This window comes from Nocardia sp. NPDC051833 (genome assembly GCF_040681225.1).
In the GTDB taxonomy this organism is placed as follows: Bacteria; Actinomycetota; Actinomycetes; order Mycobacteriales; family Mycobacteriaceae; genus Nocardia.
This window is the reverse complement of the sequence record NZ_JBFAYK010000004.1, coordinates 142,413-163,745: the sequence shown is the minus strand read 5'-3', so window position 1 is coordinate 163,745 and position 21,333 is coordinate 142,413. Positions and strand designations below refer to the sequence as shown.

Below are 21,333 nucleotides of genomic sequence, written 5' to 3'. Positions count from 1 at the left end.
CCGGACTGGGGTCGGAGGCCACACCGCCGAGATCCGCCGGACCGGGCGCGATAGTCACGACCGCAGCGGTGGTTCGTCCGGTCAGCCCGCGGTCGCGGCGAAGTACGCGGTGCGCACGGCGACAGCGGGTGGGGGCGGGAAGTCGGGGTTGCCCGAGCCGAGCGGGCCGACCTTCACCGTCCAGGTACTCGACGATGTGTCGACCGCGGTGCGCGCGTTCGCGGGCTGGAGCACCACATCGTGGCCACCGTCGCAGGAGTACGCGCCGACCAATCCGTCGGAGCGCCCACCCCAGGCACCACCGACCCGGATGCGGCAGTGCCTGCCGTCGGCCAGTTCCAGCGCCCACGGCTCGGGCGACTCGGTGCGACCGACCGGCGTGAGCTGCGGCGTCACCGTGTAGCGGCGCAGCGTGCGCTGCCAGGGATCACTCGCGCAGAGCAGGGTGGTGTTGCCCGGCGGTGCCCAGCAGACATCGGCCGAGTCGGCGGACGCGCCGCAGCCGGAGTAGATGCCGGGAGTGTTACCCGAGCGGCTGGGCTCGGCGTATTTGCAGTCCAGCGCGCCGTACGGATCGGGGCTGACGACGGTGAAGCCGTCGCTGGGCTGACCGGCGGCGGTCACCGCGACGACCGAGACGACGGTGGTCGCCGGGCCGGACGGGGCGAGTGTGATCTGGCCCGAGGTGACCGGCGCCCCGGGGTCGGTCGTCGGGACGGGTGTCCCTGGCTGCCCGGACGCCTGAGTCGGCGTCGCGCCCGACGGACCCGGCAGCCCGGTCGCCTGGGTCGGCGTCGCGCCGGACGGTGCCGGTTGCGCCGTCGACTGGGTCGGCGTCGCACCCGACGGTTGCCCGGTCGGCGTCGCGGAATCCGGCGAGGACGAACACCCGGCGAGGACGACGATCAGCGCCGCGCCCACCGCACCGGCAACTCTTGCTCGAACAGTCATAGCCACCCCTGGGTTCGACGAGCCCGACCTACGCGTTGTCCATCGACCGTCAACGCGAGTTCGTTAACCAGGCAACGTGGTTCGGGCGTCGCTGGCCCCGACCACCTTCGCCGAGAGCGACCGGAGCGCGTCGCTCTCGGGCTCGCTCAGCCGGTCGACGAACACATCGCGCACCAGCTCGACATGCTCGGGCGCGGCCCGGCCGAGCACCGCGCGACCCTGTTCGGTCAGCGAGACGACGATCCCGCGCGCGTCGTCCTCGGCGGGCCTGCGGTCGACGAGCCCGCGCGCCGCCATCCGGGCCAGCTGCTTGGACAACCGGGACTTGTCCCAGCACACCTCGCTCGCCAGTTCCTTGGCCCGCAGGCACCCGCTCGGCGTGGCGGAGAGCGGCACCATCAGCTCGTAGTCGGCCATCGACAGGCCGTGCTCGGCCAGCCCGGCCGCGATCGCCGCGTCCAACCGCTGGCGCATGCGGATATAGGCCTGCCAGGTCTGCTGCTCTTCCTCGGTCAACCATCGGGTCACGGGAATGATCCTAGAACCCATTTGGTTGACATGGAAACAAAGCACGTGACCGACCAGGAGGCACATCCCATGCCCGCAATCACCGTCGACGACATCATGGTGCTGCCCCGGCTGCCCCGGCCCGATGTCACCGAGACCCAGCGACCCGTCCGCCAGATCGTCACCGCCGCGCGCCAGCAGGAAGGCGCGGGCTTCGAGGTGACCCGGCCGTTCCCGAGCATCGATCTGCGCTCGGCCGACCCGTTCATCCTGCTCGACCAGATGGGCCCCGTCGCCTACGAGCCCTACGAGGCCAAGGGCGCACCCTGGCATCCGCACCGCGGCTTCGAGACCGTCACCTACATGCTCGACGGCACCATGGTCCACCACGACTCCCAAGGTGGTGGCGGCGTCATCAGCGAGGGCGACACGCAGTGGATGACCGCGGGTTCGGGCATGCTGCACGACGAACTGCCCGAGGAGAAGCTCGTCATCTCCGGCGGCACCTTCCACGGCATCCAGCTGTGGGTGAACCTGCCGCGGGCGAACAAATTCGCCACCCCGCGCTACCAGGACCTGCGCGCGAGCGAACTGACCCTGGTCAGCTCGCACGACGGCGGCGCGCTCGTGCGCGTCATCGCCGGGGAGCTCGGCGGCTTCGCCGGTCCCGGCTCCACCTACACCCCGATCGCCTACGCGCACGCCTCGCTGGTACCCGGCGCCCAGCTGGAGACGCCGTGGCCCAAGGACTACACCGCGATGGCCTACGTGCTCTCGGGCAGCGGCACCGTCGGCGTCGACCGCAGGCCGATCAGCGCCGGGCAGCTGGTGGTCTTCGGCAAGGGCGACGCCATCACCCTGACCGCCGACCGCACCCAGCACAGCAGCACCGGCGATCTCGAGGTCCTGTTGCTCGGCGGAATGCCGTTGCGCGAACCCGTGATCCAGTACGGACCGTTCGTCATGAACACCCGGGAGGAAATCATTCAGGCCATGGAGGATTTCCAGGCCGGTCGAATGGGTACTGTTCCGGCCGAACATCTGACCGGACGCCGCCTGGGCGAATAACCGACCGCGATTCGCGGCGATTAGGGGCACCGCGCGGTTGACAACCGGACGCCCCGTTCACGATTGTGGACGGGGCCGCCCGGGGTGCCAAGTGTCCGGGCCCACAACCGAACCGCAGCAGACATCGAGGAATTCATGAACGTTCGCCGGCTCTCCGTGAGCCTCGCCGCCGCAGGTCTGACCCTGCTCGCCGTCCCCGCCGCCCACGCCGATGTGGTGTCGGGCTCGGCGGGCACCGGCTCCTCCAGCTTCGACTCGCTCCTCGGCGCGACCGGCTCGGCCAACCTGGTCCAGTCCGGCTCGGCCGGCGGTGCCTTCCGCAGCTGCGACGACGCGATCGCGGCCGGGCGCGCGCCGCTGTTCCGTGGCGAAGCGGGCTACTCCCCCCACCTCGACCCCGACGGTGACGGGCTGGCCTGCCCCACGCAGTAGCCCTGCGCTCGAACAAGAACACCCGATGCGGCTCGGCCACATCGGGTGTTTTGTTTCGCCTGCTGGGTCAGCGGCGGAAGATCTTGACCAGGACCAGGCCTGCCACCAGGGCACCTGCGCCGATCAGCGTGTATTTGACCTTCGGCTCGTTCAACTTGGCGACCACGATCGCCTTGGTGTCGTCCGCGATCCGCTGTGGATCGGCGCGCACCGCCAGTTCGTCGAGCGTCGTCGCCAACCGGGCGCGCGCGATCTCGATCTCGCGCTCGATCCGGTCGGTGTCGTCCTTGGCCACCGTCACCTCCAATATGTGTCTGCTGCTCGCCGACGAGTCTATCCATGCGTTCGCCGGACCCGGTCGGTTACCGTGCGGTGGTGACCGACAACCATCGCCTCTCCCCCGGAGACACCGCCCCCGCATTCACGCTGCCCGACGCCGACGGCAAGGACGTGTCGCTGTCGGACTACCGCGGCCGCAAGGTGATCGTCTACTTCTACCCGGCCGCCAGCACCCCCGGCTGCACCAAGCAGGCCTGCGATTTCCGCGACAACCTCGCCGAACTCGGCGGCGCGGGCATCGACGTCATCGGCATCTCGCCGGACAAGCCGGCCAAGCTGGCCAAGTTCCGCGACAACGAGGGCCTGACCTTCCCACTGCTGTCCGATCCCGAGCGCGACGTGTTGAAGGAGTGGGGCGCGTTCGGCGAGAAGATGATGTACGGCAAGACCGTCACCGGCGTCATCCGCTCGACCTTCCTGGTCGACGAGCAGGGCAGGATCGAGCTCGCCCAGTACAACGTCCGCGCCACCGGCCACGTCGCCAAGCTGCGCCGCGACCTCTCGGTGTAGTCAGCCGCCGAAGGTGCGGATGAACACCTCGTAGCCGTCGAGCAGGCGGGCCAGCCCGAACTCGAAATCGGCTGCGCTCCAGTCGATATCGTCGGCGTCGAAGGCGGAGGCGGACAGCGCGGCCGACACCGCGGGAAAGCGCTGCGGGTCGAGCACCCGCGCGAGTACCGAGGCGAAGTCGCCGTCCTCCTCCGCCTGGAGGTCGCGAACGGCCCGCCGCTTTCCCACCACGAACATCGACAGGTTCATCACCAGCTGGAGCTTGACCGGCTCGGGCACCGCCGTCTCGCCGAGCACCCGCAGCCCGGCGTCGAGCCAGGCCATGTTGTTGGGCCCCAGCGGAGGCCGGTTCAACGGGATGTCGACCCACCACGGGTGCCTGCCGATCCGCTCGAACTCCGCGCTCGCCCATTGCTCGAGCCCGGCCCGCCACGGCGTCCCGGCCGCGATCACCGGCGGCACGCCGACCACCCGGTCCAGCAGCAGGTCTTCCAGCGTGTTCTTGCTGTCGACATAGCGATACAGCGACATGGCGGTGAAGCCGAGCTGCTTGGCGACCCGGCCCATCGACAGCGCCGCGTAGCCCTCCGCGTCAGCCACCTCGACGGCGGCGTCGAGGATCTGCTCGAGGGTCAGCGTGCGCCGGGGCCCGCGCGTGCCGGGCTGACCAAGCCCCCACATCAGCTCGACCGCCTTCGGTAGCGCCGCGTCCGTCATCCACTCTCCTCCTCCGCTCGGGTCGACTCTAGCGGGACCACTCTTGCGCCGATTAACTGCTTACTCTATAAACTATGTTTATCTCATAAACAGTTTCTCGATCGGAGAACTCATGACGCTCGAACCAACGCCCGCCCTCTCGGTCCGGCGGCTGCGCAAGAGCTTCGGCGCGCGGGTCGTGCTCGACGACCTCGAGCTCGAAGTCGCGCCCGGCACCGTCTTCGCGCTGCTCGGACCCAACGGCGCAGGCAAGACCACCCTGGTCCGCATCCTGGCCACGCTCGTCCGGCCCGATCAGGGCGACGCGCGCGTCTTCGGGCACGACGCGGTGCGCGCGGCCGACACCGTGCGCGGCCTGATCGGCGTCACCGGGCAGTACGCCGCCGTGGACGGCGTCCTCACCGGCGCCGAGAACCTGCGGCTCACCGGCAGGCTGCTGCACCTGGGCACCACCGAGACCCGGCGTCGCGGCGCGGACCTGCTCGATCGCTTCGACCTCGCCGACGCCGCCGACCGGCCGGTGTCGGCCTACTCCGGCGGCATGCGCCGCAGGCTCGACCTCGCCATGAGCCTGATGGGCAGGCCGCGCCTGGTCTTCCTGGACGAACCGACCACCGGCCTGGACCCGCGCAGCCGCCGCGACCTCTGGGCCGCGATCCGCGACCTCGCGGCCGAGGGCACCACCGTCTTCCTCACCACGCAGTACCTGGAGGAAGCCGACCAACTGGCCGACCGGATCGCCGTGCTCGACGGCGGGCGCATCGTGGCCGACGGCACGCCGGAGGAACTCAAGCGGCTCGTCCCCGGCGGGCACCTCCGGTTCCGCTTCGCCGACCAGCGCCTGCTCGCGGCCGCCGCGCACGCCGTCGGCGACCAGGCGGGCCACCTCGACCCCGACCAGCTGACCCTGCAGGTGCCCTCGGACGGCAGCGCGGTCGAGATCAAGCGGCTGCTAGACCGTTTCGCCGAGCTCGACATCGCGATCGACCAGCTCAGCGTGCACACCCCCGACCTCGACGACGTCTTCTTCGCCCTGACCGGCCGCGCCCACCGGGCCGCGTCGGCCGCCTGAACTCCCACGAAACGAGACCGACCATGACCACCCAGTCCCCCGTGCACATCGCCCAGGACTCGATCACCATGCTGGACCGCAATATCCGGCACACCGTGCGCAGTCCCGACACGATGATCATGACCATCGCGCTGCCGGTGATGATCCTGCTGATGTTCGTCTACGTCTTCGGCGGCGCGATGCAGGCGGGCCCCGGCCCCTACATCGACTACGTGGTGCCCGGAATCATCCTGCTGTGCGCGGGTTTCGGTGCCTCCACCACGGCGGTGGCGCTGTCGACCGATCTGGCCGAGGGCATCATCGACCGGTTCCGCACCATGGCCATCGCCCGGTCGGCGGTGCTCACCGGCCATGTCGCCGAGAGCGTGCTGCGCAATCTGCTCACCTCCGCCGTCGTGATCGGGGTGGCGATAGCGCTCGGCTTCCGGCCGACCACCGATCCGCTGCGCTGGCTCGGTGTCCTCGGGGTGCTCGCGATGTTCGTCTTCGCGCTGTCCTGGCTCGCCGCGGCGCTGGGCCTGCTCGCCCGGAATCCCGAGGCGGCCAACGGCTTCACCTTCTTCTTCATGTTCCTGCCGTACGTGAGCAGCGCGTTCGTGCCGACCGAGACGATGCCGACCTGGTTGCACACCTTCGCCGAACACCAGCCGGTGACCCCGGTGATCGAGACGATGCGCGGGCTGCTGATGGGCACGCCGATCGGGGACAGCGCGCTGCTCGCCGTGCTGTGGTGCGCGGGGATCGCGATCGCCGGGTATCTCGCGGCCGGTGTGCTGTTCCGCCGCCGGACCAGCGTCTGACCAACGAGCAGGGGCCGCGCGACGAATCGCGCGGCCCCTTTCCCGTGTCTCGGGCGGACTAGTCGGCCGAGGCCGAACGCGGGCCCTCCGGCACCGGCGCCTGGGCGGGCTGCATCCCCATCGGGATGCCGGTGCCCGGCAGGGTCGGCGCCGCGGCGGGCGTCTGCGGGACGACCGGCGCGGCGGGTTCCAGCGGCAGCGGCTCGTCCTGCGGCGCGTCGCCGTAGAGCTGGGTGGGGTACTCGAGCGGGAACCGGCTCGGGTCGACCAGCTGCGGATTCGGCGACACCGTCTCGTACGGCGAGGTCTCCGACGGCTCGGCCGCCGGGCTCACCTGCAGGCCGCTGCTGGAACCGACGCCGCCGGTCGAGCCGGTCTCCGCCGACCCGGTGTCGGCCGTCTCGTGCAGCTGCGGCCCCGGCGACGCGACCGGCTCGGCCGGATGCGCACCGGGCTCGGAGGACACCGCGGTGTTGTCGACCGCCTGCGGCCCGCCGTTCATCACCGCGTACGACCCACCGGCGACGAGCCCGCCCGCCAGCAGACTCGCGGCCGCGGCCACCAGCGCCGTGCCCCGCTTGGAGTGCGCGGCGGCGGCCACCGGCACGTCGACGGAATCACCGAGCGCGACCAGCGCGGCACCGGCGGCGGGGGCGAACGGCGCGAGCCGGCACGGCAGCACCGGCACGCCGAACCCGGCGGCCGCCTCCCGCACCGCGGGCGCGTCGGCGGTCGAGCCGATCAGCACCACCGCGCCCGGCTTCACCCCGGCCGCCTCGAACTGGTCCCAGGCCGCCGACACACCGGCACGCAGCGCGTCGGGGGTCGGCGCGCCGGTCTGCGCGGAGGCGGCGAGCACGCGATGCCTGCCCGGATCGAGCAGGGTCATCGCCTGGTGACCCGGCACGGCCTCGTAGACCAGCAGATTGTCGAATTCGTCGAGCCAGGTCATCGCACCCGCGACGAACAGATGCGCCGATTTGGCCGAGACCAGCGACGCCGTGCGCCACGGTGTCGACGCCAGCCGGGTGACGATCGCGCGCCGCTCGGCGGCATCGCGGTAACTCACTGCCACTCCGGCGATCTCGTGCTCGTCGTCGAGTTCGGCGGCCATCGTGTCCAGCGCGGTCTGCACCGCGACGGCGACCTCCGCCTTGCTGTCCCCGCCCGCACGCACCGTGCGCCGCAGCAGCATCCGGTCGGTGAGGGTCGCGCCCGACTCGGCGAAGGCGACCGCGTGCACGGCCCCTCGCTCGGTGCTGACGCCGAGGGTGATCACAGATCCTGCAGCCACAAGTCATGCCTTCCCTGTGCGAAACGATGCGGGACGGGCCCGCACGGGGCCCATCACTTCGCGGTAGGTCGGTTGCGACGAGAGATCGCCGCGAATAAGCGTGCGGATGCACGCACGCTCATCTGATGATTCGTCACCAGCCGTGGCATGGATGGGAGGAATTTCGCCCAGTTGTTGACACGCTGTCGGTAGACGCGTGTCGGGGATGTGTGTATACCGCTAGCCTGGATGGGTGGAAGTACACGCGCAGGCCCGGTCCAAGCAGAGCCGTCCGGACCCTGCGCTGGAATTGCAGGACGACCCGCAGGAGCTGATGCCGCGCAAGCGGCCCACCCAGGAACGCAGCAAGCGCAAGTTCGACGCGCTGCTGGCGTCCTCGCGCGAACTGCTCGTCGAGGTCGGTTTCGAATCGTTCACCTGTGAAGAGGTCGCGCAGCGCGCCGAGGTGCCGATCGGCACCCTGTACCAGTTCTTCGCCAACAAGTACGTGATCGTCTGCGAGCTCAATCGGCAAGACCTGGTTGCGGTTTCCCGTGAGCTCGCCGATTTCCACGGCGAGGTGCCGTCGCTGGACTGGCTGCGGCACATGAACCAGTTCGTCGACCACCTGGCCGGCCTGTGGACCACCGATCCCTCGCGGCGCGAGGTGTGGCTGGCCATGCAGTCGACCCCGTCCACCCGGGCGACGGGCGCGCTGCACGAGAAGGAATTCGCCGAGGTGGTCTCGCAGATGCTGCGGCCGCTGACGCCGCGCACCCCGCGCGCCCGGCGCACGATGATGGCGGAGGTGCTCGTGCACGTCGTCTACTCGATGCTGAACTTCTCCGTGCAGGACGAACAGTCCAACGCCGACGCGGTCGCCGAACTCAAGCGCCTGATGGTCGCGTACCTGCTTGTGGCGGAAAAAGAATCGCGCACCGCCACGGAGTGACGGTGCGCGATGTCTAACGGGTAGTTTCCCTACCCTCGATCAGATCGGCGAGTTCGCCGGGATCTTCCAGTACCACCATCGCCGCCGCGGTGTCGCCGTCGTGGGTCAGCGACAGGTGGACGCGGGCGCGCGGCAGGAACTCCGCGGCCAGGCCGTGCAACTTGATGCTCGGCCTGCCCCAGGCGTCGTTCACCACCTCGATCAGCGGATACGGGTTGTCCCCGATCTGCGGGCTGCGCGCGAAGCGAGACGATGCCCAAGCCTTGAGCACCGCCTCCTTCGCGGCCCAGCGTGCGGCGAAGCTGCGGGCCGGGTCCGTCTGCTTGCTCTGGCAGTAGCGGCGTTCACCAGCGGTGAAGCTCTCCCTGAGCATCGTCGTCCCCGACCGTTGCAGCTGCTCGGCGAACTCGGAGATGGTCACCAAGTCCAAACCGATTCCGAGAATCGTCACGAAGCGGCAGCCTACGACGCTTCGGTCGACTGCGGAGCGGAACCGATTCGCCCGGTGCCGCAACCCCATCCGTTCGCCTGGTACACGCCGTCGCCGTCGAGCCTGGCCTCCGGCGAGAGCAGCATGTCGGCCTCGAGCTGACGGATCTGCTTGGCCGGGGTGCCGTCGGCACCGAGGCGGCGATCCGCCGGCTTCTCGTACAGCGCGCCGCCACCGCACATCGCCTCGGCGAAGCGCTGCCGACCGACGAGCTGACGCGCCTGCGCCCGCTCCTGGTAGTCGGCCCGCGCCGCCGGGTCGATCGCGGCCAGGAACGCCTGCGGATGCACCACCGCGAGCAGACCCGACACGTGGCCGAAGCCGAGCGAGGTCACCAGACCGGCCTTGAGCGCGAACTTGTCGCCGAAGCGCAGCGGCTCGCGCGCCCACACCAGGTGCGGGTAGGCCGCCATCTTCTCGTCGACACAGTCCAGGCTCCGGTTCGGCGGCACCACACCGTTTTCCAGCACCTGGCACAGGCCGATGAGCTGGAAGGCCGCCGCGCCGCCCTTGGCGTGGCCGGTGAGGCTCTTCTGCGAGACCACGAACAGCGGGGCGCCGTCGGTACGGCCCAGCGCGCCGGCGAGCCGCTCGTGCAGCTCCGACTCGTTGGGATCGTTGGCGGCGGTGGAGGTGTCGTGCTTGGAGATCACCGCGATGTCGTCCGGGGTGACGCCGAGCTTGCGCAGTTCCGCGGCCAGTCGCGAGCCGCTGCCGCCTCGACCGGCACCCAGCGCGCCGAGACCCGGTGCGGGGATGGAGGTGTGCACGCCGTCGGCGAAGGACTGCGCGAAGGCGAGCACACCGAGCACCGGCAGACCCATCTCCACCGCCACGTCACCGCGGGCCAGCAGCACGGTGCCACCACCCTGCGATTCCACGAACCCGCCGCGACGGCGGTCGTTGGCGCGGGAGAAGTAGCGGTCGCTGATGCCCTTGGCGCGCATGGCCGCCGAGTCGGCGGTGGCCGACATGTCACCGAAGCCGACGATGCCCTCGATGCCGAGATCGTCGTAACCACCGGCGACCACGACCTCGGCCTTGCCGAGCCGGATCTTGTCGACGGCTTCCTCCACCGACACCGCCGCCGTGGCGCACGCCGCGACCGGGTGCACCATGGCGCCGTAGCTGCCGACGTAGGACTGCACCACGTGCGCCAGGGCGACGTTGGGCAGCGCCTCCTGGAGAATGTCGTTCGGGCGCGGCTCGCCGAGCAGGTTGTCGACGTAGAGCGAGCGCATCGAGGACATGCCGCCCATGCCGGTGCCCTGGGTGTTGGCCACCAGGCTCGGGTGCACCCAGCTCATCAGCTCGTCGGGGCTGAAGCCGGCGCCGACGAACGCGTCGACGGTGCAGACGATGTTCCACAGCGCGACCCGGTCGATCGAGGCGGCCATGTCGGCGGAGACGCCCCAGATCGTGGGGTCCCAGCCGGTCGGGATCTGGCCACCGACCACCCGCGACAGCTTCGCCTTGCGCGGCACCCGGATCTCGGTGCCCGCCTTGCGGGTGACGGTCCAGTCGCCGGAGTCGGCGACCGGGGTGATCACCGTGTGCTCGGGATCGGCGGTGTGGAACGCGCGGGCCTCGGCCTCGTTGGCGACGGTGAAGCTCAGGTCCTGGTCGAGGAAGACCGAGGTGAGCAGCGGCGCCGCGTTGTCGAGCATGGCGCCGTCGTCCTCGTAGCGCCGCACACCGCAGCGCTCGACGACGGTGTCGTGGTAGCGCTCGGCCAGCTCCGACTCCGGCACGAAGTCCCCGGATTCGGTGTCGTACCAGCCCGGCTTCGGGTCGTTCTCCCAGCGGATCAGACCGGTGGTCCAGGCCAGCTCGAGCACGCCGGCGGCGGAGAGCTTGTCCTCGACCTCCATCTCGAAGCGGGTGCGCGAGGAACCGTACGGGCCGAGCTCCGCCGCACCGACGATGACGACCATGTCGGCCAGGTCGGCGGTCACCGCACCCCACTCCGGCACCGGCAGCGCCGAGCTCAGGGTGGGCGGCGCGGGCAGCGCGGCGATGGTAGCGGCGGTGCTCGCCTCCTCCTCGCTCGCGGCCGCGGCCTCCTGGGCCTGCTTGGCCAGTGCGGGCAGGTCGAGCTTGGCACGCGCCAGACCACCGGTGAGGTCGATCTGCTGCGGGCCGGTCTCGGTGACCTGACGCGCCCGCGAGGTGCACCACTTGAGCAGCTCGTCGGCCATCTCGGTGGTCGACCAGGTGTGCACGCCCGCCTTCTCGACGGCCTCGACCATCGGGTCGTTGTGGCCCATCAGCCCGGTGCCGCGCACCCAGCCGATCAGCGCGTGCACCATCGTGACCCGCGCGGACCACGACTTCTCGGCCCGCCAGCGGGTGACCACCGCGTCGAGCGCGGCCTTGGACTCGCCGTAGGCGCCGTCGCCGCCGAAGAGGCCACGGTTGGGCGAACCCGGCAGCACCACATGCAGTTTCGCGTCGACGTCGTGGTCGGCGCCGAGGGCGGACAGGCCGCCGATCAGCCGCTCGACCGACCAGAGCAGAACCCGCATCTCCATCTCGGCGCGGGCGCCCGCGTCGGCGAGGTCACCGGCGACGCGCGGTGCCGCGAACGGCAGCAGCAGCGTCGGGGTCATGGCGTCCTTGACCTTGATCTTGGCGCCACCCGCGTTGTCGACCTGCTCGGTGCCGACCCAGTCGATCAGCGCGTCGAGGTCCTGGTAGGAGGCCATGTTCGCGGGGACGACCCACAGCGCCGCGCCGTGGCGGGCGTTGTCGCGGTAGAGCGCGCGGTAGAACCGCAGCCGCGCGTCGTCCAGGCGCGAGGTGGTGACCACCACGGTCGCGCCACCCGAGAGCAGCCTGCCGGTGACGGCGGCCGCGATGGAACCCTTGCTGGCGCCGGTGATCACGGCGACGTCGTCGGACCACAGACCGGGGTCGGTGGTGTCGAGGGCGGCGTCGGCGATCTGCGCGTACACCCCGGCCAGCACCGAGCGGGCCTCGTGCATGGCCCGCTGACGCCACCAGTTCGCCTGCGCGGCGACGGCCGCACCGGCCCCGACGTAGCCGCCGATCGACAGCTCCGCGGTGGCGGCATCGTCGCCGAGCCACATGGTCGCGAGGTCCTCGCGGGCGGTGGCCCAGCGGTCGTCGATCAGGACGGCCTTGCGGGCGTCGAACGCCGGGGCGACCAGGCGCGGCCAGTCGGTGCCGAGTTCGGCCGAGACGAGGTCGACGAGGGTGTCCTCGGTGGCCTCGGGCGCGCTGACCTGCTCGCTCAGGCCGAGCTGCTCGAGCACGACCCGGGCCGCGGTGGCGAGCACGCCGTCCCGGCCGGTGATCTGCTCGGTGAATTCGCCCAGTGCCGCCGCGTCGACGGTGCCGCCGGACGCGCCACCCGCCGAGGGCAGCGTCACCGCGACACCGCGTCGCGCCGCCACCGCCTGCACGGCGGCGTCGATGGCCGCGTCGACCGAGGCGGCGTCGGACAGCGCGCCGCCGGCGAGCCCGCCGAGGTCGCCGCCGCGCACGCTGGCGCCTTCGCGGGTGCCGAGGGAGACCTCGGCGGTGACATGGCTGGCCCAGCCGTCGCCGAGTTCCCAGGTCTTCTTGACCCGGTCGGCGATGGCGGCGGGCCGCTTGCCGGAGGGACCGAAGACCTTGCGCAGGTGGTCGCCGATGGCGTCGGTGAGCACCGTGCCGAACGGCTTGTAGGTGCGGGCCAGGCGCTCGACGGTGCCCGCCAGGGCGCCCATGTCGGCGTCGGCCGCGCCGTCGATGGCGCCGAGCGAGAGCTCGGAACCGAGGTCGACCAGCAGCTGGTTGCGGCGCGAGGACACACCGTCGCAGAGGCCCTCGATGGTGTCGACCGGGCCGATCTGGTCCAGCCGCAGCTTGGTCCACAGCGCGATGAGCACGCGGGTGGCGTCGGCGGCGGTGAAGGAGATGTCGTCGGGACGCGGGCCACCGGTGGCGACCGGCGCCGCGGCGACCGGTGCGGCCGCGGCGGCGGGAGCGGCCGCGGGCGCCTCGGCCGGGGTCTCCTCGATGTCGTCGACCGGCGCGGGATCGGTGTCGGTGGCGTAGACGACCGCGGCGTCGCGCTCGACGTTGACCACCTCGACCGTCGCCCCGCCGAACGCGGGCAGCTTCAGCGTCTGCGAGGCCAGGTTGGCCACCGTCGGGGTGGCGCCGAGGCCGATCTCGACGAACCGCTCCACGCCGAGGCCGCCGTGCGCGGCATCGGTGAACAGCAGGTCCTGGGTCTCGATCCAGCGCACCGGGCTGGCGAACTGCCAGGCCAGCAGCTCGATCAGCACCACGCGGCACAGCTCGGCCTCGCGGTCGGCCCAGCTGTCGAAGTCGGCCAGCACCGCGGCGAGCGGCTCCGACGGCACGAGTTCGGCGATCTCGGTGAGGAACTCACGCCGCAGCGAGAACGGGCGCGGCACCAGGTTCGGGATGTAGCGGCCGACGAGCACCTCCGGGTGCACCTCGGCGGGCAGCAGCTGCTCGAGCTTGTGCCGGAACTCCGGGACGCCGTCGCGCAGCACCGAGGAGTGGAACGGCACGTCGATGCCGGGCACCAGGATGAACGCCCGCTTGCCACCGAATTCCTCGCGGCGGCGGTCGATCTCGGTCTCCAGCGCCTCGAGCCCGGCGACCGTGCCCGCGATGGCGTACTGCGAGCCGCGCAGGTTCAGGTTGACAACCTCGAGGAACTCACCGGTCGCCTCGCCGATGCCGTTGACGAAGTCGATGACCTCGGCGTCGGGCAGCCCGATCTGCGACGGGCGGATGGCGGCCATCCGGTAGTCGCTGCGGCCCTGGGCATCACGCGGGACCAGCTCGTGCATGGCCGAGCCGCGCTGGAACACCACCTCGAGCACGGCCTCCAGCGGCAGCACTCCGGCGACGGCGGCGAGCGCGTTGTACTCACCGACCGAGTGACCGGCGAGCATCGCGCCCTCGACGAAGGCGCCCGCCTCGCGCAGCTCGGCGACCTGGGCGACGCCGAGGGTCGCCATGGCGACCTGGGTGAACTGGGTCAGGTGCAGCACGCCGTCCGGGTGCCGGTGCTCGACACCGCGCGCCTTGAGGTAGGTCGGGTTGTCGCGCACCACCGCCAGGATCGAGAAACCGAGGGCTTCGCGGGTGTGCGCGTCGGCACGCTCCCACACCTGCTTGGCCGCCTTCGAGCGGGTCAGCGCGTCCAGACCCATCCCCTTGCGCTGGATGCCCTGGCCCGGGAAGGCGTAGACGGTCTTCGGGGCGGCGGTGCGCCCGGTCGCGGTCATGACCAGGTCACCGTCGACGCGGCAGGAGACCTCGATGATCTCGCTGCCCGCGTCCACCGCGATCCGCTCCACCCGCACGTCCACGGTCGCGCCGGGGCGGACCATGCCGAGGAACCGGGTGGTCCAGGACGTGAGAGTGCGTGCGGGAAGGGAGCTTTCGGGATCCACGGCGACGACCGCGTGCTGGGCGGCGGCGGAGAGCCACATGCCGTGCACGATCGGGCTGCCCAGCCCGGCCAGCTTGGCCGCGGCGTCGGAGGTGTGGATCGGGTTGTGGTCACCGGAGACCGTGGCGAACGCGTGCATGGCGCGCGGCGCGGTCATCGAGACGTCCCGGCGCCGGCGACGCGGGGTGTCGGTGGCCTCGGCGGAGACCGCGCCCGCCGCGCGCGGCGGATCGGTGAGCTCGCCCGCGCCGTTGCGGCCGCGGATGGCGAACCGCTCGACCAGCCGGGCCAGCGGGGTCGGCTCGAGGCCCTGATCGAGGATCAGGCCCACGTTCACGGCCACCTCGACGACCCGGCCCATGTCGGTGTCGACCACCGCGCCGCTCTCGGCGCGCACGACGAGAATGCCGGTCTCCGAGGGCAGTTCGGTCAGCAGCTCGATCTGGTGGTCGAGGTGGACCAGGTCCAGCATGCCCTCGATCACCGAACCGCCGTTGCCGGTGCGGGCCGCGCCGAGCACCGCGAAGACCGCGGGCCAGCAGGCGCCGACCAGCACGTCGGGCGCGGTGCGGCCGAGGGTGCTCAGGGTGGCGGGCAGACCGGAACCGGTGACACCGGCGTGGTCGGCGACCAGATCCGGCATCCAGGCCAGGTTCAGGTGCGCGACACCGGATTTCACCTCGGGCAGCGACTGGCCGGCGGCCACGCCGAGCAGCGCCGACATGGCGGTCTCGGCGTCGGCCTCGGTGATCACCGGCGCGCCACCGGAGTAGACGCTCACCGGCACGGTGATGCGGATCTTCACGGCGTCGCGGCCGAGCAGCGGCACGGCCAGCTCGACGTAGCTGAATTCGGCTTCGGGACCGGAGATCTCGGTCAGCGTCGCGCCGGTGCCCTGATGCACCGCGCTGCCCTGCTCCACGACCCATTCGGCCTGCGCGCCGAGCCGGTGCACCGGGTTCACGGTGGTGCGCCCGGCCCACTGCACGTCGGGCGCCGCGAGCACGGTGTCGAGCGCGCCTGCCACCACACCGGCGACGCGTCGCGCGTCGACCGGCGCGGGCACGACGCCGGCGCGGACCAGGCTGTAGGCGGTGTCCTGCTCGAAGCGGTCGAGCAGCTCGCCGACCGGCTCGTCGACGCGGGTGATCCCGGCGACGGCGACGGTGCCGGGGATGATGCACACCTGGTCGGCCGAGTAGCGCGGGTCATGCGCCTGCCACAGCGAATCCGAGCGCCACCAGCGCCGCACGTCGCCGTCGACGACGGGCACGAAGTTCACCGGCTTGCCCGGGGTCTTGCACAGCGCGACGAAGAACGGCACGTCGGCCGGGTGCAGCACGGTCTCGGCGACCGAGGGGTACTGCTTCTTGAGCGCGCACAGCGCCTGCACCGGGTGCTCGAAGGCCTCGTCGTCGGCGAACAGGGTCTCGATCTCGCCGCTGTCGGCGGGGTGCAGCCGGGCCTCGGTGCGCCGCATCATCTCCGCGAACCGGTCGCGCCAGCTGATGTCGAGCCAGTCCGAGCGGGTGGCGTCGATGATCGCGTCACCGATGTCGCTGCCGCAGTCGAACGAGATCGGGACCTCGCTCGAGACCGCCAGCGAGACATAGCGTTCCAGCCACTGCTGGTAGGTCATGGTGGCGACGTCGCCGAAGTAGGGCTTGGCGGTGGCGTCGAGCGCCGCGATGATCTCGGCGCGGCGGGCGGCGACGGCCTCGGCGTCACCGGCGACCTCGTCGAGCAGGCGGCCGGTGCGCGAGGCGGCGTTGTCGATCTCGTGGATGTCGGCGCCGAGCTGGCTGCGGCCCGAGGCCATGCCGCCGTTGGCGGTGCCCGCGCCGACCCAGTCGGGGGTGCCGGGGGTGTCGACGAGCAGCTGCTTCACCTCGGGGGCGGTGGTCGCCTCCAGGGTGGCCATGGCGGCGGTGCCGACCAGGACGCCGTCCAGCGGCATCACCGGGTAGCCGTGCGCGGTGGCCCAGGTGCCGGTCAGGTAGTCGGTGGCGCGCTCGGGCGTGCCGATGCCGCCGCCGACGCAGACCACCACATTGGCCCGGTTGCGCAGCTCGGCGTAGGTGTCGAGCAGCAGGTCGTCGAGGTCTTCCCAGGAGTGGTGCCCGCCGGCCTTGCCGCCCTCGATGTGCATGATCACCGGGTAGTCCGGCACGGCGTCGGCGATCCGCAGCACGGCGCGGATCTGGGCGACGGTGCCCGGCTTGAACGCGACGTGGCTGATGCCCGCCTCGGTCAGCTCCTCGATCAGCGCGACGGCTTCCTCCAGCTCGGGGATGCCCGCGGTGACGATCACGCCGTCCAGCGGCGCACCCGCCGCGCGTGCCTTCTGCACCAGGCGCTTGCCGCCCAGCTGCAGCTTCCACAGGTACGGGTCCAGGAACAGCGAGTTGAACTGCACCGCGCGACCCGGCTGCAGCAGCTGACGCAGCTCGGTCATCCGGTCGGCGAAGATCTGCTCGGTGACCTGACCGCCACCGGCCAGCTCGGCCCAGTGCCCCGCGTTGGCCGCGGCGGCGACGATCTTGGCGTCGACGGTGGTCGGGGTCATGCCCGCCAGCAGGATCGGCGAGCGGCCGGTGAGCTTGGTGAACGCGGTCTCGACGACGATGCGGCCGTTGGGCAGCCGCACCGGCTTCGGCGCGAAGGCCGACCACGGGGTGGCGGGCTCGGGCGCGGCGCCCGGGGTGAGCAGGCTGCGCTGGCCCGGACGGGTGGCGGCGGCGATCACGCCGACGCCGGTGCCCTTGAGCGAACCGCCGGTGATCCGGGAGAGCAGGTCGCCGGGGCCGAGGTCGAGAATCCACTCCGCGCCCGCCTCGACGACACCGTCGACGGTGGCGACCCAGTCGATCGGGTCGACCAGCACCTGCTGGGCCAGGGTCGCGGCGAGATCGGCGTCGAGCTCGCACTGGCGGGCCCAGCCGGTGACCAGGTCGACGGTCTCGGCCAGCGCCGGGTGGTGGAAGGCGACGTCGACGGAGATGTCCTCGAACACGGGCGCGAAGACAGCGCCACCGCGCGCCTTGCTCTCCCGCTCGCGGGTCTGCTCGTCGTGCAGCTGCGCGCAACGCACCCGCACGCGATCGATCTGGGCCGGGGTACCCGACAGCACGACGCGCCTGCGGCCGTTGCGGATCGACACCACCGCGGCACTCGCGGGGTCGACACCCTCGGCGACCTCAGCGACGATCGCCCGCAACTGCTCCGGATCGACATTGGACACCGCGACCATCGGCGAACGCTCGCCGATCGGCATCAGCCCGCGCCTGCGCGCGACCAGCCCGGCCGCGGCACCGATGAACTGGGCGATGGCCAGCAGCTCGGCATCGCGCTCACCACGGGCCTCGACCGCGGCGGCGGCCAGCAGACCCTGCGAGTGCCCGACGATGGCGACCGGCGCGTGCTCGGTCGTGTCCAGGCCCTGCAACCGCAGCGCCTTGATGGCCGCGAGCTGGGCCAGCAGCACGCCCGGCATCGAGACCGCGGCCGAGCGCAGCACCGCGTCGGCGGGTGCCGAGGACGGCTCGTCCGGCTCGTCCAGCTCGCTCTCCAGCATCCAGCCCATCGGGTCGAAGCCACCGGGGCGGACCACCAGCAACTGCGCCGCAACCGGCTCGACCAGCGCCTCGGCCGCGTGCACCAGCGCGGTCAGCTCGGACTCGAGCGCACTGTCACGCCCGATCTCCTCGAGCTCACGCAGCCACTGCGCACCCTGCCCACCGAACGCCAACGCGTACCCGGCCCCGTTGCGCAGCTGCTCCAGCAACGCTGCGCGGACACCCGACGTCTGGCCACGACCACCAGCTTTCGCGGTCGACCCCGTGCCCATCTCGGTGCTCTCGTTGATCGTCAAGACGCTCGACTTCCTTCTCCTGGCGCTCCGCCCACCGACGGAACGCACACGTATCCGGCAGCCCCTCGGGCCTGTTGGCAGCCACGATCGCACAAAATCATGAGGAAAGCCTCACGTTTCCCGCCCCGACGGCAGCTACCGCCGAGTATTTTTGTACGCCAGTACCAGTTTTTTCTGAAACATGACCCCGCCTCATGTTCAAACCGCAGGTCCAGCCTGTTACTTCGCTTCGCAAACATGAGTGGCCCTCATGTTGAGGTTTATCAAATCGTTATAACCCCAGGTCGTGTTACCGGCGAGTACGCCACGCCGCCCGAACGCTTCGCGAAGCCGGATTTGCCCGGTAGAGTTTGGACGGTCGTACACATCCAGCGCGAGTGGCGAAATTGGCAGACGCGCCAGATTTAGGTTCTGGTGTCCACGGACGTAGGGGTTCAAGTCCCCTCTCGCGCACAGATTCCTGGCTTTCGAGCCAGATCAGGGCTCCGGCGTGTTCGAGTGCACTCGCACACGGAGGAGATACGACATGCAGGGCCATGACCTGCGTAAACACGATTCATCGGGTGGCAGCTGTGCCACTTTTCGCACCCTACCGGCACCTCGCCGCAGGCGTGGTGATCGCCGGTGATCGAGCCACTCATTCCGCCCCAGACCGCGCTCCAGGACCGTATCCACGGCCCACTGCCGACGTGCGCCATCCCGGGCACCGCCGACCCGAATCTCGCCTACGGCGTCGCCGTGGTCGGCGATGCCGGGCGCGTGGCCGACCGCGCGGTGTTGTCGGCACTGAGCTGGTCTCCGGGGACCCGGCTGACGATGTCGTGCACGGAGGGCGGCCTCGTCCTTGTGCGCGCCGCCAGCGAAGGCCCTGTCCGGGTGACCGGTGCCGGATTCTTCCGCGTTCCGTTCCGCCAGCGCCGACGCGTCCGGCTACTCGAAGGCGACCGCGTGCTGCTGGTCGCCCACCGGGAACAGAAGCGGTTGTTGATCTATCCCCCGGCCGCGCTCGACACCCTGACCCGTGAGAGCCGACGAATCCTGGAGGACTCGCTGTGACGATCCACAGCCCCGTCCGCCCGGCCCCCACCGCAGATACCTTGGCCGCTGCACAGTTGCTGCTGACCCAGATGGGCATCACCGCAGCAGACCTCATCGGTAGTGCCCCCGCGGCACCGACGTTCGCCGAAGTGATCCCGCGTGTACGGGCACGTTTGTCGGCGGGCACCGCACGCACCTACGGGACCCATTTGGACCTACTCGAATCGCGTTGGCCGGACCGGTCGTTGACCGGGCCCACCCGTCACGAACTCGAGGAACTCACGCGATCAGTCCAGGCGTCTGCCCGCACCAACCGAGCATCCCGGGGCGGGACCAGCGCGGTCGAACATTTCGTGTCCGCGGTGCGCGCTGTCTACCGCTACGCCGAGGAAGCCGGATGGGTTCGCCCACAAGACAATCCAGCACGGCAGCTACCGATCCCGTCTCGCCGGGCGTCACAGCGATACGCGATCCCGTCGGCCCAGATCGCCGAGATCTGCCAGGTCGCGGCCACCTCCGGTGACGACCCCGAACTCGACAGCCTGATCCTGCGGTTCCACCTCGAAACCGCGTGCCGTCGCGGTGGTGCGCTGGCCTTGCGCCCGCAGGACCTCGACCGAGACCAATGCCTGGTGTATCTGAGGGAGAAGGGCGGCTCGGATCGCTGGCAGCCGGTCTCACCGACCTTGATGCAGCACCTCGACGACCACGCGACCCGATGCCAGGCGCCCTTCACCGGCCAGTTGCTGCGCTACGGGCACGGACGCCCGATCACCGCCCGCCGATACGACTACATCTGGGCCAAGGTCGGCGAGTCACTGCCGTGGGTGGCCGCCCAAGGTGTCACAGCTCACTGGCTGCGCCACACCACTCTGACCTGGGTCGAAAGAACGTTCAGCTACGCAGTGGCTCGAGCCTTCGCCGGTCACCATGGCAAGAGTTCCGGCACGACCGACACCTACGTCAAGTCCCACCTGCACGAAGTCGCCGCCGCCCTGGCGGTCCTCACCGGTGAGCCGCATCCTCTCGCACGCGGCGTCGGTTAGGCGAGCACATCGAATGCCCGTGCGCTGCGGCGGTGCGGGTGCTCGATCCCGAATGGCCCAGGTACACCCAGAAACTCTGGCTCTTGCGCAGAGAAACGGCCCGGCAGGAATCCTGCCGGGCCGCGCATGTCTGATGAGTTAGCCGATGCCGAGTTTTTCCATTGCCCAGTCCGCCGCGCCGCTGTCGTCGGCTGCGGTGAACCTACGCGTGTAGTACAGGGGCGGCGTGACCCAGCGCACCGAGCGCCACCCGCGATCGGGGCGGACGGCCCACCCGCCGTACTCGCGCCAGAGCGGGAACCCTGGACGGTCACTGCGATAGAGCCGCCGATCACGTACCGCGATCATCCGGCGGCGTAGCCACGAGGTCAGCGCGTTTGCGGCTCGTTTCATCTCGCACGTCCTCAGCACGTCATGATTCTGGGCGCTGATGGGAAAGCGGTTTGCGTCGTGGTCCCATCGGCCGCAGTCTCCCATATGGTGGCGACACCCTTCCACGCCCCGTCCTCACAGTCGGCGTTAGTCGCGATGTTGAGTCGAGGTGCGGGGATCCGTATCGACGGCTGGGAACTGCGGGTGCTCCAGTTGCCGCCGCGTGGCTTGAACTGCAACGTCAGATTGAGCGAGAAGGCGGCCGGGGCCGTGGTGCACTCGGCGTATCCGCCGCCGATGATCTGTCCGTGCTGGTCGTAGACGGTGCCGGTGTAGAAGGTGAACGTGCACGACGGTGCGGGTGCGGCCGTCGCGGTGCCGCTGGCTTGGTTGGCGATCAGCGCGACCGCGATCGTTAGTTCGGCGGTGAGGGTCTTGAACGTCATCAGGTGTCC

General features: G+C 70.7%; 17 protein-coding genes and 1 tRNA gene. 9 read left to right on the top strand and 9 right to left on the bottom strand.

From position 1 onward, the window contains the following. Positions 1-81: 81 nt before the first annotated feature. A complete protein-coding gene (locus tag AB0L91_RS29110; protein WP_365015557.1) occupies positions 82-951 on the bottom strand; it encodes a hypothetical protein in 870 nt (289 codons plus the stop codon). Positions 952-1,014: 63 nt separating this feature from the next. After that, on the bottom strand, positions 1,015-1,479 hold the full coding sequence (locus AB0L91_RS29105) for a MarR family transcriptional regulator (protein ID WP_365015556.1): 465 nt from the start codon (positions 1,477-1,479) through the stop codon (positions 1,015-1,017). Between the two features lie 69 nt (positions 1,480-1,548). Between AB0L91_RS29105 and AB0L91_RS29100 the strand changes: the two genes are divergently transcribed. Both AB0L91_RS29100 and AB0L91_RS29095 read left to right on the top strand, forming a co-directional pair. Next, entirely contained in the window at positions 1,549-2,526 is a 978-nt protein-coding gene (locus AB0L91_RS29100) for a pirin family protein (protein WP_365015554.1), read from the top strand. Between the two features lie 135 nt (positions 2,527-2,661). Further along, positions 2,662-2,958: an excalibur calcium-binding domain-containing protein gene (locus AB0L91_RS29095; RefSeq protein ID WP_355276847.1), complete on the top strand. Its 297-nt coding sequence runs from the start codon at positions 2,662-2,664 to the stop codon at positions 2,956-2,958. A 67-nt stretch (positions 2,959-3,025) separates the two neighbouring features. On the opposite strand, the gene AB0L91_RS29090 is transcribed toward AB0L91_RS29095, so the two are convergent. Further along, entirely contained in the window at positions 3,026-3,253 is a 228-nt protein-coding gene (locus AB0L91_RS29090) for a DUF3618 domain-containing protein (protein WP_022567119.1), read from the bottom strand. Between the two features lie 80 nt (positions 3,254-3,333). On the opposite strand from AB0L91_RS29090, the gene bcp reads away from it, so the two are divergent. Then, entirely contained in the window at positions 3,334-3,807 is a 474-nt protein-coding gene (gene bcp / locus AB0L91_RS29085; protein ID WP_365015553.1) for a thioredoxin-dependent thiol peroxidase, read from the top strand. On the opposite strand, the gene AB0L91_RS29080 is transcribed toward bcp, so the two are convergent. After that, entirely contained in the window at positions 3,808-4,524 is a 717-nt protein-coding gene (locus AB0L91_RS29080) for a TetR/AcrR family transcriptional regulator (protein WP_365015551.1), read from the bottom strand. Positions 4,525-4,636: 112 nt separating this feature from the next. Between AB0L91_RS29080 and AB0L91_RS29075 the strand changes: the two genes are divergently transcribed. Beyond that, positions 4,637-5,596, top strand: coding sequence for an ATP-binding cassette domain-containing protein (locus AB0L91_RS29075; protein WP_365015550.1), 960 nt, complete (start codon positions 4,637-4,639; stop codon positions 5,594-5,596). A 23-nt stretch (positions 5,597-5,619) separates the two neighbouring features. Then, complete coding sequence (locus AB0L91_RS29070; protein WP_365015548.1) at positions 5,620-6,396, top strand: ABC transporter permease; 777 nt, start codon at positions 5,620-5,622, stop codon at positions 6,394-6,396. A gap of 58 nt (positions 6,397-6,454) precedes the next feature. On the opposite strand, the gene AB0L91_RS29065 is transcribed toward AB0L91_RS29070, so the two are convergent. After that, positions 6,455-7,690, bottom strand: coding sequence for a hypothetical protein (locus tag AB0L91_RS29065; RefSeq protein ID WP_365015547.1), 1,236 nt, complete (start codon positions 7,688-7,690; stop codon positions 6,455-6,457). A gap of 313 nt (positions 7,691-8,003) precedes the next feature. On the opposite strand from AB0L91_RS29065, the gene AB0L91_RS29060 reads away from it, so the two are divergent. After that, the gene (locus tag AB0L91_RS29060) at positions 8,004-8,621 is read left to right on the top strand and encodes a TetR/AcrR family transcriptional regulator (protein ID WP_355277186.1); all 618 of its coding nucleotides are present in this window, start codon (positions 8,004-8,006) and stop codon (positions 8,619-8,621) included. 13 nt (positions 8,622-8,634) lie between these two features. On the opposite strand, the gene AB0L91_RS29055 is transcribed toward AB0L91_RS29060, so the two are convergent. Next, a complete protein-coding gene (locus AB0L91_RS29055; RefSeq protein ID WP_189032848.1) occupies positions 8,635-9,072 on the bottom strand; it encodes a holo-ACP synthase in 438 nt (145 codons plus the stop codon). Between the two features lie 11 nt (positions 9,073-9,083). After that, a complete protein-coding gene (locus AB0L91_RS29050) occupies positions 9,084-18,422 on the bottom strand; it encodes a fatty acid synthase subunit beta domain-containing protein (RefSeq protein ID WP_365015544.1) in 9,339 nt (3,112 codons plus the stop codon). A 371-nt stretch (positions 18,423-18,793) separates the two neighbouring features. Between AB0L91_RS29050 and AB0L91_RS29045 the strand changes: the two genes are divergently transcribed. The 3 genes from AB0L91_RS29045 (at position 18,794) to AB0L91_RS29035 (ending at position 20,506) form a co-directional block, all read left to right on the top strand. Beyond that, positions 18,794-18,875: transfer RNA gene (locus AB0L91_RS29045), tRNA-Leu, on the top strand. A 171-nt stretch (positions 18,876-19,046) separates the two neighbouring features. Continuing rightward, positions 19,047-19,478 (top strand): hypothetical protein, encoded by a 432-nt coding sequence (locus tag AB0L91_RS29040; protein WP_365015542.1) that lies wholly within the window; start codon positions 19,047-19,049, stop codon positions 19,476-19,478. Then, entirely contained in the window at positions 19,475-20,506 is a 1,032-nt protein-coding gene (locus AB0L91_RS29035; protein WP_365015541.1) for a tyrosine-type recombinase/integrase, read from the top strand. The genes AB0L91_RS29040 and AB0L91_RS29035 overlap by 4 nt, the downstream gene beginning before the upstream one ends. 138 nt (positions 20,507-20,644) lie before the next feature. Here AB0L91_RS29035 and AB0L91_RS29030 read toward each other — a convergent pair whose 3' ends face one another. Then, positions 20,645-20,899 (bottom strand): hypothetical protein, encoded by a 255-nt coding sequence (locus AB0L91_RS29030; protein WP_365015539.1) that lies wholly within the window; start codon positions 20,897-20,899, stop codon positions 20,645-20,647. An 11-nt stretch (positions 20,900-20,910) separates the two neighbouring features. Then, positions 20,911-21,324, bottom strand: a complete 414-nt coding sequence (locus tag AB0L91_RS29025; protein ID WP_365015538.1) for a hypothetical protein — start codon at positions 21,322-21,324, stop codon at positions 20,911-20,913. Positions 21,325-21,333 lie beyond the last annotated feature (9 nt).

Coding starts and splice junctions, on each gene's coding strand:
- AB0L91_RS29110 (WP_365015557.1), bottom strand. CDS start 951: ATGACTGTTCGAGCAAGAGTTGCCGGTGCGGTGGGCGCGGCGCTGATC.
- AB0L91_RS29100 (WP_365015554.1), top strand. CDS start 1,549: ATGCCCGCAATCACCGTCGACGACATCATGGTGCTGCCCCGGCTGCCC.
- AB0L91_RS29095 (WP_355276847.1), top strand. CDS start 2,662: ATGAACGTTCGCCGGCTCTCCGTGAGCCTCGCCGCCGCAGGTCTGACC.
- AB0L91_RS29080 (WP_365015551.1), bottom strand. CDS start 4,524: ATGACGGACGCGGCGCTACCGAAGGCGGTCGAGCTGATGTGGGGGCTT.
- AB0L91_RS29075 (WP_365015550.1), top strand. CDS start 4,637: ATGACGCTCGAACCAACGCCCGCCCTCTCGGTCCGGCGGCTGCGCAAG.
- AB0L91_RS29070 (WP_365015548.1), top strand. CDS start 5,620: ATGACCACCCAGTCCCCCGTGCACATCGCCCAGGACTCGATCACCATG.
- AB0L91_RS29060 (WP_355277186.1), top strand. CDS start 8,004: ATGCCGCGCAAGCGGCCCACCCAGGAACGCAGCAAGCGCAAGTTCGAC.
- AB0L91_RS29030 (WP_365015539.1), bottom strand. CDS start 20,899: ATGAAACGAGCCGCAAACGCGCTGACCTCGTGGCTACGCCGCCGGATG.
- AB0L91_RS29025 (WP_365015538.1), bottom strand. CDS start 21,324: ATGACGTTCAAGACCCTCACCGCCGAACTAACGATCGCGGTCGCGCTG.